Source organism: Azoarcus sp. L1K30 (genome assembly GCF_018122735.1).
Taxonomy (GTDB): domain Bacteria; phylum Pseudomonadota; class Gammaproteobacteria; order Burkholderiales; family Rhodocyclaceae; genus Parazoarcus.
This window is the reverse complement of sequence record NZ_JAGRRD010000001.1, coordinates 1,151,157-1,167,713: the sequence shown is the minus strand read 5'-3', so window position 1 is coordinate 1,167,713 and position 16,557 is coordinate 1,151,157. Positions and strand designations below refer to the sequence as shown.

At 63.7% G+C, this 16,557-nt stretch carries 13 protein-coding genes and 1 pseudogene; 9 read left to right on the top strand and 5 right to left on the bottom strand.

Annotated features, from left to right (window positions below):
- Positions 1 to 24: 24 nt before the first annotated feature.
- The 3 genes from J5J83_RS05155 to J5J83_RS05145 form a co-directional block, all read right to left on the bottom strand.
- On the bottom strand, positions 25 to 1,863 hold the full coding sequence (locus J5J83_RS05155; protein ID WP_212346214.1) for a TRAP transporter large permease subunit: 1,839 nt from the start codon (positions 1,861 to 1,863) through the stop codon (positions 25 to 27).
- 146 nt (positions 1,864 to 2,009) lie between these two features.
- On the bottom strand, positions 2,010 to 3,047 hold the full coding sequence (gene dctP / locus J5J83_RS05150) for a TRAP transporter substrate-binding protein DctP (protein WP_249115621.1): 1,038 nt from the start codon (positions 3,045 to 3,047) through the stop codon (positions 2,010 to 2,012).
- Between the two features lie 2 nt (positions 3,048 to 3,049).
- Complete coding sequence (locus J5J83_RS05145; RefSeq protein WP_212346212.1) at positions 3,050 to 3,991, bottom strand: TRAP transporter TatT component family protein; 942 nt, start codon at positions 3,989 to 3,991, stop codon at positions 3,050 to 3,052.
- Between the two features lie 479 nt (positions 3,992 to 4,470).
- Here J5J83_RS05145 and J5J83_RS05140 point away from each other — a divergent pair, with 479 nt between their 5' ends.
- The 3 genes from J5J83_RS05140 (at position 4,471) to J5J83_RS05130 (ending at position 9,457) form a co-directional block, all read left to right on the top strand.
- Entirely contained in the window at positions 4,471 to 6,708 is a 2,238-nt protein-coding gene (locus J5J83_RS05140; protein WP_212346210.1) for an NADP-dependent isocitrate dehydrogenase, read from the top strand.
- 229 nt (positions 6,709 to 6,937) lie between these two features.
- A complete protein-coding gene (locus tag J5J83_RS05135; RefSeq protein ID WP_249115620.1) occupies positions 6,938 to 8,206 on the top strand; it encodes an MFS transporter in 1,269 nt (422 codons plus the stop codon).
- 69 nt (positions 8,207 to 8,275) lie between these two features.
- Positions 8,276 to 9,457, top strand: a complete 1,182-nt coding sequence (locus J5J83_RS05130) for an acetylornithine transaminase (protein ID WP_212346208.1) — start codon at positions 8,276 to 8,278, stop codon at positions 9,455 to 9,457.
- A gap of 69 nt (positions 9,458 to 9,526) precedes the next feature.
- On the opposite strand, the gene fghA is transcribed toward J5J83_RS05130, so the two are convergent.
- Together fghA and J5J83_RS05120 are read right to left on the bottom strand one after the other, a co-directional pair.
- The gene (gene fghA / locus J5J83_RS05125) at positions 9,527 to 10,375 is read right to left on the bottom strand and encodes an S-formylglutathione hydrolase (RefSeq protein WP_249115619.1); all 849 of its coding nucleotides are present in this window, start codon (positions 10,373 to 10,375) and stop codon (positions 9,527 to 9,529) included.
- Between the two features lie 2 nt (positions 10,376 to 10,377).
- A pseudogene (locus J5J83_RS05120) lies at positions 10,378 to 10,704 on the bottom strand (S-(hydroxymethyl)glutathione dehydrogenase); the annotation flags it as partial.
- Between J5J83_RS05120 and J5J83_RS05115 the strand changes: the two are divergent.
- The 6 genes from J5J83_RS05115 (at position 10,705) to J5J83_RS05085 (ending at position 16,544) form a co-directional block, all read left to right on the top strand.
- Positions 10,705 to 11,454 carry an electron transfer flavoprotein subunit beta/FixA family protein gene (locus J5J83_RS05115; RefSeq protein WP_212352822.1) on the top strand — a complete coding sequence of 250 codons (750 nt, stop codon included), beginning with the start codon at positions 10,705 to 10,707 and terminating at the stop codon, positions 11,452 to 11,454.
- A 1-nt stretch (position 11,455) separates the two neighbouring features.
- Complete coding sequence (locus tag J5J83_RS05105) at positions 11,456 to 12,325, top strand: TRAP transporter small permease (protein ID WP_249115618.1); 870 nt, start codon at positions 11,456 to 11,458, stop codon at positions 12,323 to 12,325.
- Positions 12,322 to 13,605: a TRAP transporter large permease subunit gene (locus J5J83_RS05100; protein ID WP_212346206.1), complete on the top strand. Its 1,284-nt coding sequence runs from the start codon at positions 12,322 to 12,324 to the stop codon at positions 13,603 to 13,605. The genes J5J83_RS05105 and J5J83_RS05100 overlap by 4 nt, the downstream gene beginning before the upstream one ends.
- Before the next feature lie 65 nt (positions 13,606 to 13,670).
- Positions 13,671 to 14,516, top strand: coding sequence for a MaoC family dehydratase N-terminal domain-containing protein (locus J5J83_RS05095; protein WP_212346204.1), 846 nt, complete (start codon positions 13,671 to 13,673; stop codon positions 14,514 to 14,516).
- Between the two features lie 10 nt (positions 14,517 to 14,526).
- Positions 14,527 to 15,708, top strand: coding sequence for a CaiB/BaiF CoA-transferase family protein (locus J5J83_RS05090; protein WP_212346202.1), 1,182 nt, complete (start codon positions 14,527 to 14,529; stop codon positions 15,706 to 15,708).
- Between the two features lie 20 nt (positions 15,709 to 15,728).
- A complete protein-coding gene (locus J5J83_RS05085) occupies positions 15,729 to 16,544 on the top strand; it encodes a CoA ester lyase (RefSeq protein WP_212346199.1) in 816 nt (271 codons plus the stop codon).
- The last annotated feature ends 13 nt before the right edge of the window (positions 16,545 to 16,557 follow it).

The following is a 16,557-nucleotide window of genomic DNA, read 5'->3' as shown; positions in this document are numbered from 1 at the left end:
GTCGGCCCGCTGTATCCCGTCTCTTCAGTGCGCGACAAGCCTCGGCAGAAAGAGCGACAACGCTGGCCAGTAAGTGATCAGCAGCACGCCCGCTCCCAGCACGGCGAGGGCGGGCAGAACGGCTCGCGCTACCTCGCCGACCGGTTTGCCGAATCGGTAGGAGGCGAAGAACAGGTTCATTCCCACGGGCGGCGTGAGGAAGCCCAGTTCCATGTTGGCAAGGAAGATGATGCCAAGATGTACCGGGTCGATGCCGAAGGCTTTGCCGATCGGTACGATCAGCGGGGTGACGACGATGATGGCGGAGAAGATGTCCATGAACGCGCCCACCAGCAGCAGGACGAGGTTGAGCGCGAGCAGGAACACCCAGGGAGAGGTGATGCTGGATTGGACCCAGTCCGACACCTGTTCCGTGATCTGGGCGTCGATCAGGTAGTTGGTGAAGCCGAGCGCCATGCCCAGGATGAGGATGATGCCGCCGACGAGCAGGCCGCATTCGGTCATCACGCGCGGCACGTCGCGGCGGAGCGAGAGGTCGCGGTAGATCACGACCTCGATGAAGAAGGCGTAAAGGGCGGTCAGCGCGGCGGTTTCCGTCGGCGTCACCAAGCCGCTGGCAAGGCCGCCGAAGGTGACCAGCGGAATCGCCAGTTCCCACTTGGCGGCGTTGACCGCGGCGAGGGTTTCGCCACGGTCAACGCGATCGCCGCAGGCTTCCTTCGGTTGTCGCCATATCCCGAGAAGCATCAGCAAGGTGGTCATGGCCATGGCCGGCAGGACGGCTGCGAGCAGCATCGTTTCAATGGGTTGCCGGGCGATGATGGCGTACAGGATCAAGGGCAACGCGGGCGGGATCAGCACGCCGAGTGAACTGCCGCTGGTGATCAGGCCGATGCCGGCGCGTTCCGGATAGCGCACCCCCGCCAGCAAGGGCATCAGCAGTCCGCCGAGCGCAAGGATGGTCACGCCCGAGGCACCGGTAAATGACGTGAAGAAGGCGGTGAGCAGCACGGTGACGACGGCGGCACTACCGCGGAAACGGCCGAACAGCGCGCGAAAGACCCGAATGAGCCGGTTCGGGGCGCCACCTTCGGCAAGAAAGTAACCCGCCAATGTGAACAGCGGGATGGCCGGCAGCGACGGATTGACCGTCAGTTGGTAGTGATTGAGCGGAATCGCGGCAAGTGGCAGGCCGTCGCCTGCGAACAATGCAAGTGCTGCGCCGCCGAGAACCATGAATACCGGCGCGCCGAGGGCCGCGGCGAAGAGGACCAGTATCAACCCGGGCGTGGTCACGCCGCTGCCGGCCGCCTGCGCCAGCAGCCAGAGTCCGGCGGCGAGCGCGACAGTCACGAATCGCGCACGCGGCGTTTCGCCGCTCCTCACGGCAATGCGCACCGCGATCAACGCAAACCCCAATGGCATGACGGCCTGTGCCCACCACAGCGGTACGCCGTAGGCCAGCAGATTGCCGCCTTCACGCTCGACGGCGACAAAGGCGAGGCTGGCGTCCGCCAGCGTGGCGCTCACCGCCATCGCTACTGCGGCGGCGAACATGCGTGCCGGCCTCTGCAGCGGCGCGGGAAGCGCGCTGGCGAGCCCGCCCATTGCCAGCAGTCGTCCTTCCCGCGCCGCCACCGCAGCCCCCAGCATGCCGACCATGAGCACCCCATGCTGGACGAGCGTGGCGGCATTGGCGATGCCGACCGAAAGCATGCTGCGCAGCAGGATTTCGATCAAGGGCAGCAGCACCATCGCGCCCAGCACCAGCGACAGGACCACATCTTCGCCCCGGTGCAGGCGCCACCAGTGGCCCGTGCGTTCGGAGGGCGCATCATAGATCGGGGTAGGGGTGGTTTTCATGGTCGTGGGGGATGGGTGAGGGCGCCGTTGGCGCGTCCTGTAGGCAAAGGTCTGGCGCGCTGGCGCGGCGTGGGTCAGGTGGCCGCGATCCGCCGCCGCGGAACCCTGGATTCAGCGCTGCCGGTGGATGAGGGGGCCTGTCCCGATTACTTCCGGGAACGGTATTCGGCGAGGAATCGGCTGACCTCGTCGAAGGTGTCGGCCGGCACCAGCTTGCCGCGGATCTGCGGATAGATGCCGGCAGCGAAGCGGCGCCATTCGGCCTCCAGTTCGGGGGTGAGCGGTGTGACCTTGAGGCCACGCTTGATCATGGCGGCGACGGCTTCATCCACTTCGATGCGGGCGTTGGCGCGCATCTTGTCGCCCGCGCTGGCGGCCGCCTCGCGCAGCGTGTTCTGGCCCGCCGGACTCATCGCATCCCAGGCCTTGCGGGTGACGACCAGTGCGCCGACGATGGGCGCCCAGTCAAGGTCGAGCATATGGGGTGCCGGGCCGTTGAACTGTGCCGCCAGCGCGTAGTAGGGCGTGGCTGGCACGACGTCGATCAGTCCGGTCTGCAGCGCCGGAAGAATGTCCGAGGTTTCGAGCGAGACCGGTTGATAGCCCAGTGCCTTCATGATTTCCATCTGTTCAGGCTCGCCCGCCCAGGTGAACATCTTCATGGCCTTGAAATCGGCGGGATGCGTTGCCGCCTCGCGGGAGAAGAAGCGCACCCAGCCGGCATCCCCCCACGACAGTACGACGTAACCCTTGTCGTAGAACTTCTTTTCGATGGACGGGCGCATTTTCTCGCGCACGTAGTCGACCTCGTCCCAGTTTCGGAACATTAACGGCATGGTCTGCAGCGCTGATACCGAGGGCTCGATCTCGCGCAGGCCGACCACCGACAGCAGGCCACCGTTGAGTTGTCCGATACGCATGCGCTTCACCGTATCGGTCTCGCCGCCCTGGGCGCCGTCGGTGAAGATCGTGATGCCGGAGCCGTCGCCTTGCGCTTTTTTCCAGGCATCGCCCATTTCGAGCAGCACGCGGTGATAGAGCGAGTTCTTTGGCGCAAGGGTGCCCAGACGCAGTTTCACCGGGTCGGCGTGGGCGCTGGCGGCGCCGAGGCAGAGGCCGAGCGCGAGCAGCCCGAGCCTGAGGATGGAGAAGGCGGGAGAAAACGATGAACGTTGTGAGCGCATGACTAGTCCACGAAAAGCGTGTCGATCTGGCTGAGGAGCCAGCGGGCGCGCCGCTGGCTGACGAGGTTTGCGACTTGCCATCGGGGCGCGGCGGCGGCATCGACCGCCAGTGCGGCGTCGAGCGCGCGAACGAAGCCTGCCCGATCCTGTTGCGCAAGCGCGATGGCCTCGGCCAGCGCTACATGCGGGCCGGCCTGGCGCCCGCCGGTAAGTTCCACGGCCTGGCGATAGTGCTCGCGGGCACGCGCGGCGCGGTCGCCGAGCCCATCGGTGCGCGCCATCTCGTAGCTGATCATCAGCGTGTGCAGCGCGCCGGCGTCGAAATCGGCGTCGAGCGCGAGCGCGCGGTCGAGGAGGGCGCTCACGAGTGGCAGGTCGGCGACGGCGTCCGGATCGTCCTTGGACAGGCTGATCATCGCGGCCCAGGCTGCGCCGGTCCAGTAGAGCTGGGCGACGTCGCCTCTGCCAAACTGCGCTACCGCAGCCTGCGGTGAGGCGCGCAGGCTGGCGACCACACCTGGATGCCGGACGTCGAGACCCGTCAGACCGTAGTCGCGGGCGCGCCGGTAGAGCTTGCAGGCACGCTCGCGCAGCGCAAAGGCGCGATCCAGGTCCTGGGCTTCGGTTTCGTCCGCCTGTTGCTGCACGAAGGCGTAGGCGTACTGGGTGAAACCGCGGCTGGCAGCAAGCAGAAGGCCGGCATGGCGTGGGCGCTCAGACAGCAGGGTCTCGATCAGCTTCAGCGAAAACGGGCTGGCATCGCGAATCAGTTCGGGATCGTCATCCTGGGCGAAGACGTCGCCACCGGCGGCGAGTGCATCGCCAAGTCGGTCGACCGCGAGTTGCTGCACCGAGCAGCCGGAAACGGCGATGACCAGCGATAGCGGCAGGAGAAGATTGCGGATGTGGTGCGTGAGCCGGCCAACGGGGCTTGCAAAGGGCACGGGACGTCGCCTGAATCAAAGGTCGGCGGAGTGTAGCGACGGCGTCAGGGGGAGGGCAAAAGAACTTTTTGTTAAGGTTCCGTGGCCGAATTGTTGCCGGCGGGCGTGTGGACGGCGGTCTTGATCCTTGGCGCAACGTGCCGGGACCGCTTGCACAGGGGCACAATGCTGGATCGGAGCGTGTGATTGGCACCCGGTCTCGGCATGACGAAGCCCCCGTTTGGTGCATGAGCCAGCTATTTTTTGCATACCTGCTGGTTGCATTTTTGCTTTATGGGCCGGCCTGCAGGCGCTAAAATCACGCGGTTGTGATCGCGCTGCGGTATCCGGGGGCTGGTCCGATGCAGCACAGTTGTATGCGTCGTTTTTTCCGTGACTGCGAATCTCGAGTAGGCACGAAGGAGCTTCGCGCAGTCGTGCGTGACGACAGGGGGTCGTCATCTGCTCGTCGTTAGAAAATCAAAACTGAGGGAAGAGAAATGGTTGCAGGGAAATCGAAGATCATCTACACGCTCACGGATGAGGCGCCGTTCCTCGCCACGTGTGCGTTCCTACCCATTATCCGCAGCTTCGCAGGGCCGGCAGGCATTGAAGTCGCCGAAGCCGACATTTCCGTGGCGGCCCGCATTCTCGCCGAGTTTCCCGAGTATCTGACAGAAGAGCAGCGGGTGCCGCATACCTTGTCGGAACTGGGCAAGCTGACCCTTCAGCCCGATACCAACATCATCAAGCTGCCCAACATCAGTGCTTCGGTTTCCCAGCTGACTGCTGCGATCAAGGAGCTGCAATCGAAGGGCTACAAGATCCCCGATTTCCCGGAAAGTCCGAAGACCGACGAGGAAAAGGCCATCAAGGCACGCTACGGCAAGTGTCTCGGTTCCGCGGTGAACCCGGTGCTGCGCGAAGGTAACTCGGATCGTCGCGCGCCCGCAGCGGTCAAGAACTACGCGCGCAAGAATCCGCATTCGATGCAGCCGTGGAGCCAGGCGTCGCGTACCCACGTGTCGCACATGAAGCACGGCGACTTCTATCACGGCGAGAAATCCATGACCCTCGACAGGGCCCGCGACGTGAAGATGGAGCTGACGACCAAGAGCGGCAAGAACATCGTGCTCAAGCCGAAGATTTCGCTGCTCGATGGCGAGATCATCGACAGCATGTTCATGAGCAAGAAGGCGCTGTGTGACTTCTACGAAGAGCAGATCGAAGACGCACGCAAGACCGGTGTGCTGTTTTCGCTGCACGTGAAGGCGACGATGATGAAGGTGTCGCACCCGATCGTCTTCGGTCACTGCGTCAAGATCTACTACCGCGACGCTTTCGAGAAGCACGGCGCACTGTTCGATGAACTGGGCGTAAACGTGAATAACGGCATGGTCAATCTGTACGACAAGATTGCAACCCTGCCCGAGTCCAAGCGCGACGAGATCATCCGCGACCTCCATGCCTGCCATGAGCACCGCCCCGAACTGGCGATGGTCGATTCGGCCAAGGGCATTACCAACTTCCACTCGCCCAACGACATCATCGTCGATGCGTCGATGCCGGCGATGATCCGCTCCGGCGGCAAGATGTGGGGCACTGACGGCAAGCAGTACGACTGCAAGGCTGTGATGCCGGAGTCCACCTTCGCCCGCATCTACCAGGAGATGATCAACTTCTGCAAGACCAATGGCAATTTCGACCCGGTAACCATGGGTACGGTACCCAACGTGGGCCTGATGGCGCAGCAGGCCGAGGAGTATGGTTCACACGATAAGACCTTCGAGATCCCGGAAGACGGCGTCGCCAATATCGTCGATCTCGAAACCGGTGAAGTGCTGCTGTCGCAGAACGTCGAGGCGGGTGACATCTGGCGCATGTGCCAGGTCAAGGACGCGCCGATCCGCGACTGGGTGAAGCTGGCCGTGACCCGTGCGCGCAACTCCGGCATGCCCGCGATCTTCTGGCTCGACCCCTATCGTCCGCACGAGGCAGAACTGATCAAGAAGGTCGAGCTGTACCTCAAGGATCATGACACCACCGGACTCGATATCCAGCACATGTCGCAGGTTCGCGCCATGCGTTATACGCTCGAGCGCGTAATTCGCGGTCTGGACACGATCTCGGTGACCGGCAACATTCTGCGCGACTACCTGACCGACCTGTTCCCGATCATGGAACTGGGCACCTCGGCCAAGATGCTGTCCATCGTGCCGCTGATGGCCGGTGGCGGCATGTACGAGACCGGTGCCGGCGGATCGGCGCCGAAACACGTCAAGCAGCTGGTCGAAGAGAACCATCTGCGCTGGGATTCGCTTGGTGAATTCCTCGCCTTGGCTGTGTCGCTGGAAGAGCTGGGGATCAAGACAGGCAACAACAAGGCCAAGGTCCTGGCCAAGACGCTCGATGCCGCGACCGGCAAGCTGCTCGACAACAACAAGTCGCCTTCGCCGCGTACTGGCGAGCTCGACAATCGCGGTAGCCAGTTCTACCTGGCAATGTACTGGGCGCAGGCGTTGGCCGAGCAGACCGACGACGCCGAGCTGAAGGCGTACTTCGCGCCGCTGGCCAAGGCGCTGACCGAGAACGAGGCGAAAATCAACGAGGAACTCAAAGCGGTGCAGGGCAAGGCCGTCGATATCGGTGGCTACTACATGGCCGATGCCGATAAATGTGCCGCGGTGATGCGCCCGAGTGCCACGCTCAACAGCATCTTGAGCGCTGTGCAGGGTTGAGTGCTCGATCGCGGTGGCAGACGGGACAGCGTCCTGTCTGCCACCGCGGGGATGGGTTGTTATCGCACACAGGCCAGTCTCGATGACTGGCCTGTGTGTTTTTCGGGCGTGCAGCGGGAGTGCGGGTGGCTGATCTGGGGCAAGTAGGGCCGATTGTGGGTACGGCGGGCGATAAAGGGTGTTTGCGGGCACGCATGCTGCCCGTGCGGCGTCGCGCGGAGGTGGCGGCATGAGCACGTCCGCGCCGTTGTCGCCTAGTGGCCGGGCATGGCCGGCCTCGATGCGGGCGCTCGCCCATCGCAACTATCGCTATTACTTTTTCGGTCAGGCGGTGTCCGTGCTGGGGTCGTGGATCCAGCAGGTGGCGCTGTCGTGGCTGATCTACCGGCTGACCGGTTCAGTGGCGTTGTTGGGCGTGACGACATTTGCGGCGCTGTTGCCGATGCTGGTGATCGGACCGTTGGCCGGGGCGTGGATTGATCGTCGCGACAAACGGCGTCTGCTGATCCTGGTACAAGGCCTGCTGGCCTTGCAGGCGACTGTCCTGTCGGTACTCACCGCGCTCGATGCGATCGGGCCTCATCTGATCGTCGCCATGTCGGTCACGCTGGGGGTGCTCAATGCGTTCGATGCACCGTTGCGGCAGTCCCAGATCGGCGTATTTGTGGGCAGCCGCCAGGACTTGCCCAACGCGCTCGCGCTCAATGCCATGCTGTTCAATTCAGGGCGCTTTCTCGGGCCGCCGCTTGCCGGGCTGATTCTCGGGCTGACGTCCGAGGCCTTTTGTTTCGCGATGAACGCGGTGTCGTTTGCGGCGCTTGCGTTCGGCGTCAGCCGCATCCGCGTGGGTGAGGTGCCGCGTGCGTCGGGGACGATGGGGCAGGTGTTCCAGGAAGGGCTGCGCTACGTGTGGTCGGAATACCCCGTGCGAATGTTGATCTTCGTGCTGGCGACGGTGAATATCACCGCGTCGAGCTACGCCGTGCTGCTGCCGGTGTTTGCCAAGGACGTGTTTGGCGGTGATGCGCGCATGCTCGGCTGGCTGTGGGGAGCGGCCGGCGCCGGTGCGTTCGTCGGTACCGTGTTTCTGGCGACGCGAAAAGGGGTGCTGGAACTGATCAAGGTTGTCATCGCAGGGGCTTGCCTGAGCGCGCTGGGGCTGCTGGCGTTTTCGCACAACGACATGCTGTATGTGGCACTGCCGTCGATGGCGGCGGTCGGCTTCGGCATTTCGATCTGCAATGTCGGCGTCAATATGTTGCTGCAAAGCATGGCCCCCGATCACTTGCGCGGCCGGGTCGTGTCGTTTTTCAGTTCGACCCGCTTCGGCTTCGATGCGATTGGGGGGCTGCTTGCAGGCCTGCTGGCGGCGCGTGTCGGCGTGCAACTGGCGATGCTGGTCGAGGGTATCCTGCTGGCCGTCTTTTTCATCTGGACCTTGCGCATCGTTGGACGGCTGCGGGTCGAGGTCGGACTGCGCGCGGGCGACGGTCATTGAGGTGAAAGGCGTGCGTGGCAGGATGATGGTGGATGTTTCAGCAATCGTTTTTATTCGTGGAGAGTGTCAATGAGGTATGGTGAGTTCGATTCGGATGCCCTGATGTTCATCACTCAGCGCCCGGAAATCCTGTTCGAGCGCGGTGAGGGGTCGTGGCTGTTCGATTCGACTGGGAAGGCCTACCTGGACTTCATCCAGGGCTGGGCAGTGAATTGCCTGGGGCATGCGCCGGCCGAGATCCGCGATGCGCTGGTCGCCCAGTCGGCAAAACTGATCAACCCCAGTCCGGCGTTCTTCAACGGGCCGATGATCGAACTGGCCGGACTGCTCACTGCGCACTCATCGCTCGATCGGGTGTTCTTCGCCAACTCGGGTGCCGAGGCCAATGAAGGTGCGATCAAGCTCGCACGCAAATGGGGAAAGCTGAATCGCAAGGGTGCATGGCAGATCATCACTTTCGACCATTCCTTCCACGGCCGCACGCTCGCTACCATGTCGGCGTCGGGCAAGCCGGGCTGGGATACGCTTTACGCACCGCAGGTGCCTGGTTTTCCGAAGGCCAGACTCAATGACCTGGATTCGGTCGAGGCGCTGATCTGCCCCGACACCGTGGCGGTGATGCTGGAGCCGGTGCAGGGCGAGGGCGGGGTGATTCCAGCCGATCCCGTATTCATGACGGGCTTGCGCGAGCTGACGCGAAAGCACGGCATCCTGTTGATCGTCGACGAAGTCCAGTCGGGCATGGGACGCACCGGGCGCCTGTTTGCCCACCAGCATGCCGGCATCGAGCCGGACATCATGACGCTGGGCAAAGGCATTGGTGGCGGCGTGCCGCTGGCAGCGCTGATGGCAACCGAGTCGGTGAGCTGTTTCGAGCCCGGCGACCAGGGTGGCACTTACAACGGCAATCCGTTGATCAGTGCGGTGGGTGTCGCTGTCATGCGGCGCCTGATTTCGCCGGGGTTCATGGATGCGGTGTGCGCACGTGGCGAATATCTGTCGCGGCGCCTGAACGAACTGTCGCAGGGGCACGGACTCGGGGGCGAGCGCGGGGTGGGTCTGCTGCGTGCGCTGGTGCTGGACCGCGATCGTGGTCCGGCGCTGGTGAAGGCGGCGCTCGACGCGGCACCGACGGGGCTGCTGCTCAATTCGCCACGTCCGAACCTGCTGCGTTTCATGCCGTCGCTGACGGTCTCCGACGCCGAAATCGATCAGATGATCGCGATGCTCGATGGTTTGTTGAAAGTCTGAGTTTGGTTTGATCTCAACGGAATGACGCCGGGTCTTGCCCGGCGTCATTGTTTCTGCGTTGTCGTTCGATCAACGCCGCAATGCGGCTGCGTGATGTTGCAAATGGTCTTCGATGAAGCTGGCGATGAAGTAATAGCTGTGGTCGTAGCCGGGCTGCAATCGAAGCGTGAGCGGGTGACCTGCCGCCGCGCAGGCCTCGCGCAGAGCCTCGGGTTTGAGTTGTTCGGCGAGGAACCCGTCGGCCTCGCCTTGATCGACAAGAATCGGCAGGCGCTCGCCGGCGGTGGCAATGAGTTCGGTTGCGTCCCACGCCTTCCAGTCTTCCCGCTTGGTGCCGAGGTAGCCCGAGAAGGCTTTTTGTCCCCAGGGGCAGTCCATCGGGTGGCAGATTGGCGCAAAGGCCGATACCGAGCGATAGCGCCCCGGGTTTCTGAGCGCGCAGACCAGGGCGCCGTGTCCGCCCATGGAATGTCCGGAAATGCCCCGTACCGGGGTGACGGGCAGGCTGGCCTCTACCAGCGCCGGCAGTTCGCTCACCACATAGTCGTACATGCGGTAGTGACGGTCATAGGGGGCGGCGGTGGCGTTAACGTAGAAGCCTGCGCCGAGTCCGAAGTCCCACGCACCGTCGGGGTCGCCCGGGACATCGGTGCCGCGCGGGCTGGTGTCCGGCGCGACGATGGCGATGCCGAGTGCGGCAGCCATCCGCTGCGCACCGGCCTTCTGCATGAAGTTCTCGTCGTTGCAGGTCAGTCCGGATAGCCAGTACAGCACCGGCACCGGGCCTTGCTCGGCCTGCGGTGGCAAATACACGGCAAACACCATGTCGCAGCCGAGTGTGGTGGAGGCGTGTCGGAAGCGCTTGTGCCAACCGCCGAAGCTGCGGTTGGCACCAATCTGCTCGATGGCGGCGCTCATCGTCAGAACCGGATTACGGTGCGAATGCTCTTACCTTCGTGCATCAGGTCGAAAGCCTTGTTGATGTCCTCCAGCCCCATGGTATGGGTGATGAAGGTGTCGAGCGGGATTTCGCCCGCTTGCGCCCTGGCGACATAGCCCGGCAGTTCGGTACGGCCCCGAACACCGCCGAAGGCCGAGCCGCGCCACACGCGGCCGGTCACGAGCTGGAAGGGGCGGGGGGGGATTTCTTCGCCGGCACCCGCCACGCCGATGGTGGTCGACTCAACCCCAGCCTTATGGCCACACTCCAGCGCGGAGCGCATGACCTTCTTGTTGCCGATTCACTCGTGAAGATTCTGGTCCCGGTCAAACGCGTGGTTGACTACAACGTGAAGGTCCGTGTGAAGGCGGACGGCAGCGGCGTGGATATTGCCAACGTCAAGATGAGCATGAACCCGTTCGACGAGATCGCGGTGGAAGAAGCGGTGCGTCTGAAGGAAGCGGGCGTGGCCACCGAGGTGGTGGCGGTGAGCTGCGGGGTGAGCGCATGCCAGGAGACGCTGCGCGCGGCGATGGCCATCGGTGCGGACCGCGGGATCCTGGTCGAGACCGATGTCGAGCTGCAGCCGCTGGCGGTGGCCAAGCTGCTCAAGGCGGTGTGCGACAAGGAAGGCCCGACGCTGGTGATCTGCGGCAAGCAGGCCATCGACGACGACGCCAACCAGACCGGCCAGATGCTGGCCGCGCTCAACGGCTGGGCGCAGGCGACCTTCGCCTCCAAGCTCACGCTCGAAGACGGGCATGCCAAGGTGATGCGCGAGATCGACGGCGGGCTGGAGACGCTGTCGATCAAGCTGCCGGCGGTGGTGACCACCGACCTTCGCCTCAATGAGCCGCGCTACGCCACGCTGCCCAACATCATGAAGGCGAAGAAAAAGCCGCTCGAGACCGTGAAGCCGGCCGATCTGGGCGTCGATGTGGCGCCGCGCCTCGCGACGCTCAAAGTGTCCGAGCCGCCCAAGCGCAGCGCCGGGGTACGCGTGGCCGACGTGGCCCAGCTGGTCGACAAACTCAAGAACGAAGCGAAGGTGATCTGATATGTCCATTCTCGTCATTGCTGAACACGACAACCAGACCATCAAGGCGGCCACCCTCAACACCGTCACCGCAGCCGCGGCGCTGGGCAGCGACGGCCTGCGCCAAGTAATCATCCTCGCGGCGTGCGGCGGGTGCGGCATGCGCCCCGCCCGCCGCACCCATTTTCACGCGGAGATTCCAATGAAATTCCTCGATCAGCTGGAGGAGTGGCTCATTACGCTCCTCATCGGCGCAGCGACGGTGATTACCTTCGCCGCGGTCGTACACCGGTATGCCTCCGGGCTTGCCATTCCCGGCCTGCAGGACTGGCTGCTTTCGATCAACATGTCATGGGCGCAGGAGCTCACGATCATCCTGTTCGTGTGGATGGCCAAGTTTGGCGCGGCCTATGGCGTCAGGACGGGCATTCACGTCGGCGTCGATGTGCTGATCAACCGCCTGTCCGACCGCAACCGCTACAAGTTCATCATTTTCGGTCTGCTGGCCGGCGCGCTCTTCACCGGAATCATCGCCACCCTCGGCGGGCGATTCGTGTGGGAGAACGGTGCGCATTACGCCTTCTACAACTTCTTCGGGCTCGATACGAGCGAGGTGATGGAAGGTCCGATGACGGTCGATCTCGAATGGCAGACGTGGATCGTCTATTCCGCCATTCCGCTCGGTTCTGGCCTGATGTGTTTCCGTTTCCTCCAGGTCTGTCTGTCATTCATCCGTACCGGCGAGTTGCCGCATCACGATCACGGACATGTCGATGGCATGGACGAGACGACGGTGGATGACGAAGAGAACATCGAATTCCCGAACGCCAGCGACCTCTATCCGCGAGATCTCGGTCCGGATGCGGAGCGCAAGGCGGGAGACAAGAAATGAACGCCACCATTATTTTCGTGCTGTTGCTGGGCTTGATGATCACCGGCATGCCGATCTCGATTTCGCTTGGCCTCAGCGTATTGAGCTTCCTCTTCTTCATGAGCGATGTGCCCATCGAGAGCGTCGCCCTCAAGCTGTTCACCGGGATCGAGAAGTTCGAGATCATGGCCGTGCCCTTCTTCATTCTGGCCGGTAACTTCCTGACTCACGGCGGGGTGGCGCGGCGGATGATCGCGTTCGCCACCTCGATGGTCGGCCACCTGCCGGGTGGCCTGGGACTGAGCGCGGTGGTGGCGTGCTCGTTGTTCGCCGCGGTGTCGGGTTCGAGCCCGGCCACCGTCGTGGCGATCGGCTCCATTTTGCTGCCGGCGATGGTCAAGGCGGGGTATCCGAAGAAGTACGGCGCGGGCGTTGTCGCCTCTGCCGGTGGTCTCGGTATTCTGATTCCGCCGTCGATCGCGATGGTGATGTACGCGGTCTCGACCAACAGTTCGATCGGTGCGCTGTTCATGGCGGGCGTCATGCCTGGCCTGGTGCTGGCCAGCATGCTGCTCTTCACCACCTGGTGGATCGCCAAGAAGAACAAGTATCCGCGTGCCGAGCGCGCCACCTGGGGACAGCGCGTCAAGGCCTTCCGCGAATCGATCTGGGGTCTGATGCTGATCGTGGTGGTGATGGGCGGTATCTACTCCGGCCTTTTCACCGCAACCGAGGCGGCGGCGATGAGTGCCGTGTATGCCTTCGTGGTCGCCACCTTCATCTACAAGGATCTGCGCCTGAGTGATCTGAAGAAGGTGCTGCTGTCATCGGCCAACCTGTCGGCAATGCTGCTCTACATCATCACCAATGCGGTGCTGTTCTCCTTCCTGCTGACCAGCGAGCAGATCCCGCAGGCAATGTCGGAGAGCCTGATCTCCAGTGGCGTGGGCCCGATCGCCTTCCTGCTGATCGCCAACGTGATGCTGCTGATCGCGGGCAACTTCATGGAACCTGCGTCGATCATCCTGATTCTGGCGCCGATCCTGTTCCCGATTGCGATGAGTCTCGGCATCGACCCGGTCCACTTCGGCATCATCATCACGGTGAACATGGAGATCGGCATGATCACCCCGCCGGTCGGCCTCAACCTCTATGTTGCCAGCGGCATCAGCAAGCTCGGGTTGACCGACATGAGCAAGGCCGTCAGCCCCTGGCTGCTGACCATGCTGGTCTTCCTCGCGGTCGTCACCTACTACCCGCCGCTCAGCCTGTGGCTGCCCAAAACCCTTGGAATGATGTGATCGAACGCCCTGCTGCCAGGCAGCGGGGCGCCCGAACCCATCTCAGCGCAAACGGAGAAACAGACATGAATCTCAAGGACTGGATCGGCCGCTCGGAAGAAGTCTCCGACATCGCCACCGCCACCCCGTACGCCGCCTTGTCGGCCACCTTCGACCGCCCGGCACAACGCCCGGCTGTCGGCACGCCGCTGCCCGGACTGTGGCACTGGCTGTACTTTCTGCCGCTGCACCGCCAGTCCGAGATCGGGCCGGACGGTCACGCCAAGCGCGGCGGTTTCCTGCCGCCGGTGCCACTGCCGCGGCGCATGTGGGCCGGCAGCCAATTCACTTTTCACAAGCCGCTGCGCATTGGCGACGTGATGACGCGCACTTCGACCATCCACGACGTGAGCGAAAAGAGCGGTCGCACTGGCCCGCTGGTGTTCGTCAAGGTGCGTCACGAGATCCGCCGCGAAGGCGACACCGACATCGCACTGACCGAGTTTCACGACATCGTCTATCGCGAAGCAGCCAGGCCCGACGACGTCGCACCGCCGCCCAAGGCCGCACCGGCCACCTCCGCCTGGGAGAAGAAGTGGGTGCCGGACGACGTGCTGCTGTTCCGCTACTCGGCACTCACCTTCAACGGCCACCGCATTCATTACGACCGCAAGTACGTGACCGAGGTCGAGGGCTATCCCGGCCTGATCGTGCATGGCCCGATGGTCGCCACCATGCTGCTCGACCTGCTGCGTCACCAGTTGCCCGATGCCGAACTGGCCAGCTACGCGTTCCGCGCCGTGCGCCCGGTCTTCGACATCAATCACTTCTTCGTCTGCGGCGAGCCTCAGGCCGACGGCAAGACCTTCCGTCTGTGGGCCAAGGATCACGAAGGCTGGCTGACGATGGAAGCCACCGCGGTGATCAAGTGAGGAACAGAAAATGAGACCGTTGGAAGGCATTACCGTTGTTACCCTCGAACACGCGATCGCGGCGCCGTTTGCTACCCGCCAATTGGCGGATCTGGGGGCTCGAGTGATCAAGGTCGAACGCCCTGGTGTGGGCGACTTCGCCCGCGGCTACGATGAGCGCGTACGCGGCCTGGCCTCGCACTTCGTGTGGACCAACCGCTCCAAGGAAAGCCTGACGCTGGACGTCAAGGACGCCGAAGCCCAGATCATCCTCAAACGCCTGATCGTCGAAGAGGCCGATGTCGTGGTGCAGAACCTGGCGCCCGGCGCGGCAGCGCGGCTCGGACTGTCGTATGCCGAACTGTCGGCGCTCAAGCCCGAGATCATCGTCTGCGATATTTCGGGGTATGGCAGTGATGGCCCCTATCGTGACAAGAAGGCCTACGACCTGCTGATCCAGAGCGAATCGGGCTTCCTGTCGGTCACCGGAACCGAGGATGAGCCGTCGAAGGCCGGCCCTTCGATAGCGGACATTTCGGCCGGCATGTACGCCTTCTCCAGCATTCTTGCGGCGCTGCTGCAGCGCCAGAAGACAGGTCGTGGTCAGCACCTCGACATCTCGATGCTCGAGAGCCTGGTGGAATGGACGACGTATCCGCTGTATTACGCCTTCGACGGTGCGTCGCCGCCGCCGCGTACCGGCGCAAGCCACGCCACGATTTACCCCTATGGTCCGTTCCCGGCGGGCGACGGCAAAGTCGTGATGCTCGGTCTGCAGAACGAGCGCGAGTGGGCGGCCTTCTGCGACAAGGTGCTGCTGCAGCCCGGCCTGGCCTCGGAAGCTCGCTTCTCGAGCAACTCGAAGCGCAGCGCGGCGCGTGTCGAACTGCGCCAGATCATCGTCGATGCCTTCGCCAGCCTGACATCCGAACAGGTGATCGAGCGGCTTGAAGCGGCCCAGATTGCAAATGCCCATGTGAATGACATGCACGCCGTATGGGATCACCCCCAGCTCAAGGCGCGCAAGCGCTGGCGCGAAGTGGGGACCTCGGCCGGGGTCGTGCCCGCGCTGCTGCCGCCGGGGTCGTGGGAAGAATGTGAGCCGCGGATGGATCCGGTGCCGGCACTGGGCGAGCACAGTGCCGCCATTCTGGCCGGCTTGGGCTACCCGGAAGATCGCATCGCTGCGCTCAAAAGCGCTGGTGTGATCTGAGTGCGCGCAGGAGGCATGCGATGACACTCCCGATCACCTATCTGTTCGTTCCGGGCAACCGTCCGGAACGCTTCGACAAGGCCAGTGCCGCAGGGGCAGGCGCCATCGTGCTCGACCTCGAAGACGCCGTCGCGCCGGCCGACAAGGCGCTGGCCCGAAACGCGATTGCGGACTGGATCACCGCGCACCCGGAGGCGGCCGCGCGCGTCGTGGTCCGCATCAACGATGCGAACTCGGCGTGTTTTGCCGACGACGCGGCCTTGATGAAGGCACTCGACATCGTCCACGTGATGCTGCCCAAGGTCGAGTTGGCGGAACAGGTCGACGCGCTGGTCGGCGCCACCGGTCCGGCGCTGAAGGTGCTGCCGCTGATCGAGTCCGCACGTGGCGTGGCCAACGTGGACCGAATCGCTGCGGCCGGCAGGGTGCAGCGACTGGTCTTCGGCACCCTCGACTACGGCGTCGATCTCGATCTGTCCGGCGACGAACTCGGGCTGATCTATCCGTCCTCGCGGATCGCCATCGCATCGCGGTGTGCCGACATCGCCGCACCGGTGGCAGGCGTTACGCCGACGCTGGACGACGAGGCCCGCATCCGGGCCGACCTGGCCTTCGCGCGGACCTTCGGCTTCGGCGCCAAGTTGTGCATCCACCCCAGGCAGGTGGCGGTGATCCACGCCGCCTGCCTGCCGTCCGCCGAGGAGCGGCAATGGGCGGAACGCGTGCTGGAGGCCGCAAGAAGCGGCGAGGGGGCGGTTCAACTCGACGGAAAAATGATCGACCGACCCGTGGTGCTCAAGGCGCAGGCCATTCTCGCGCGCAGCGCCCACGGTTGAGCACCACGACGAC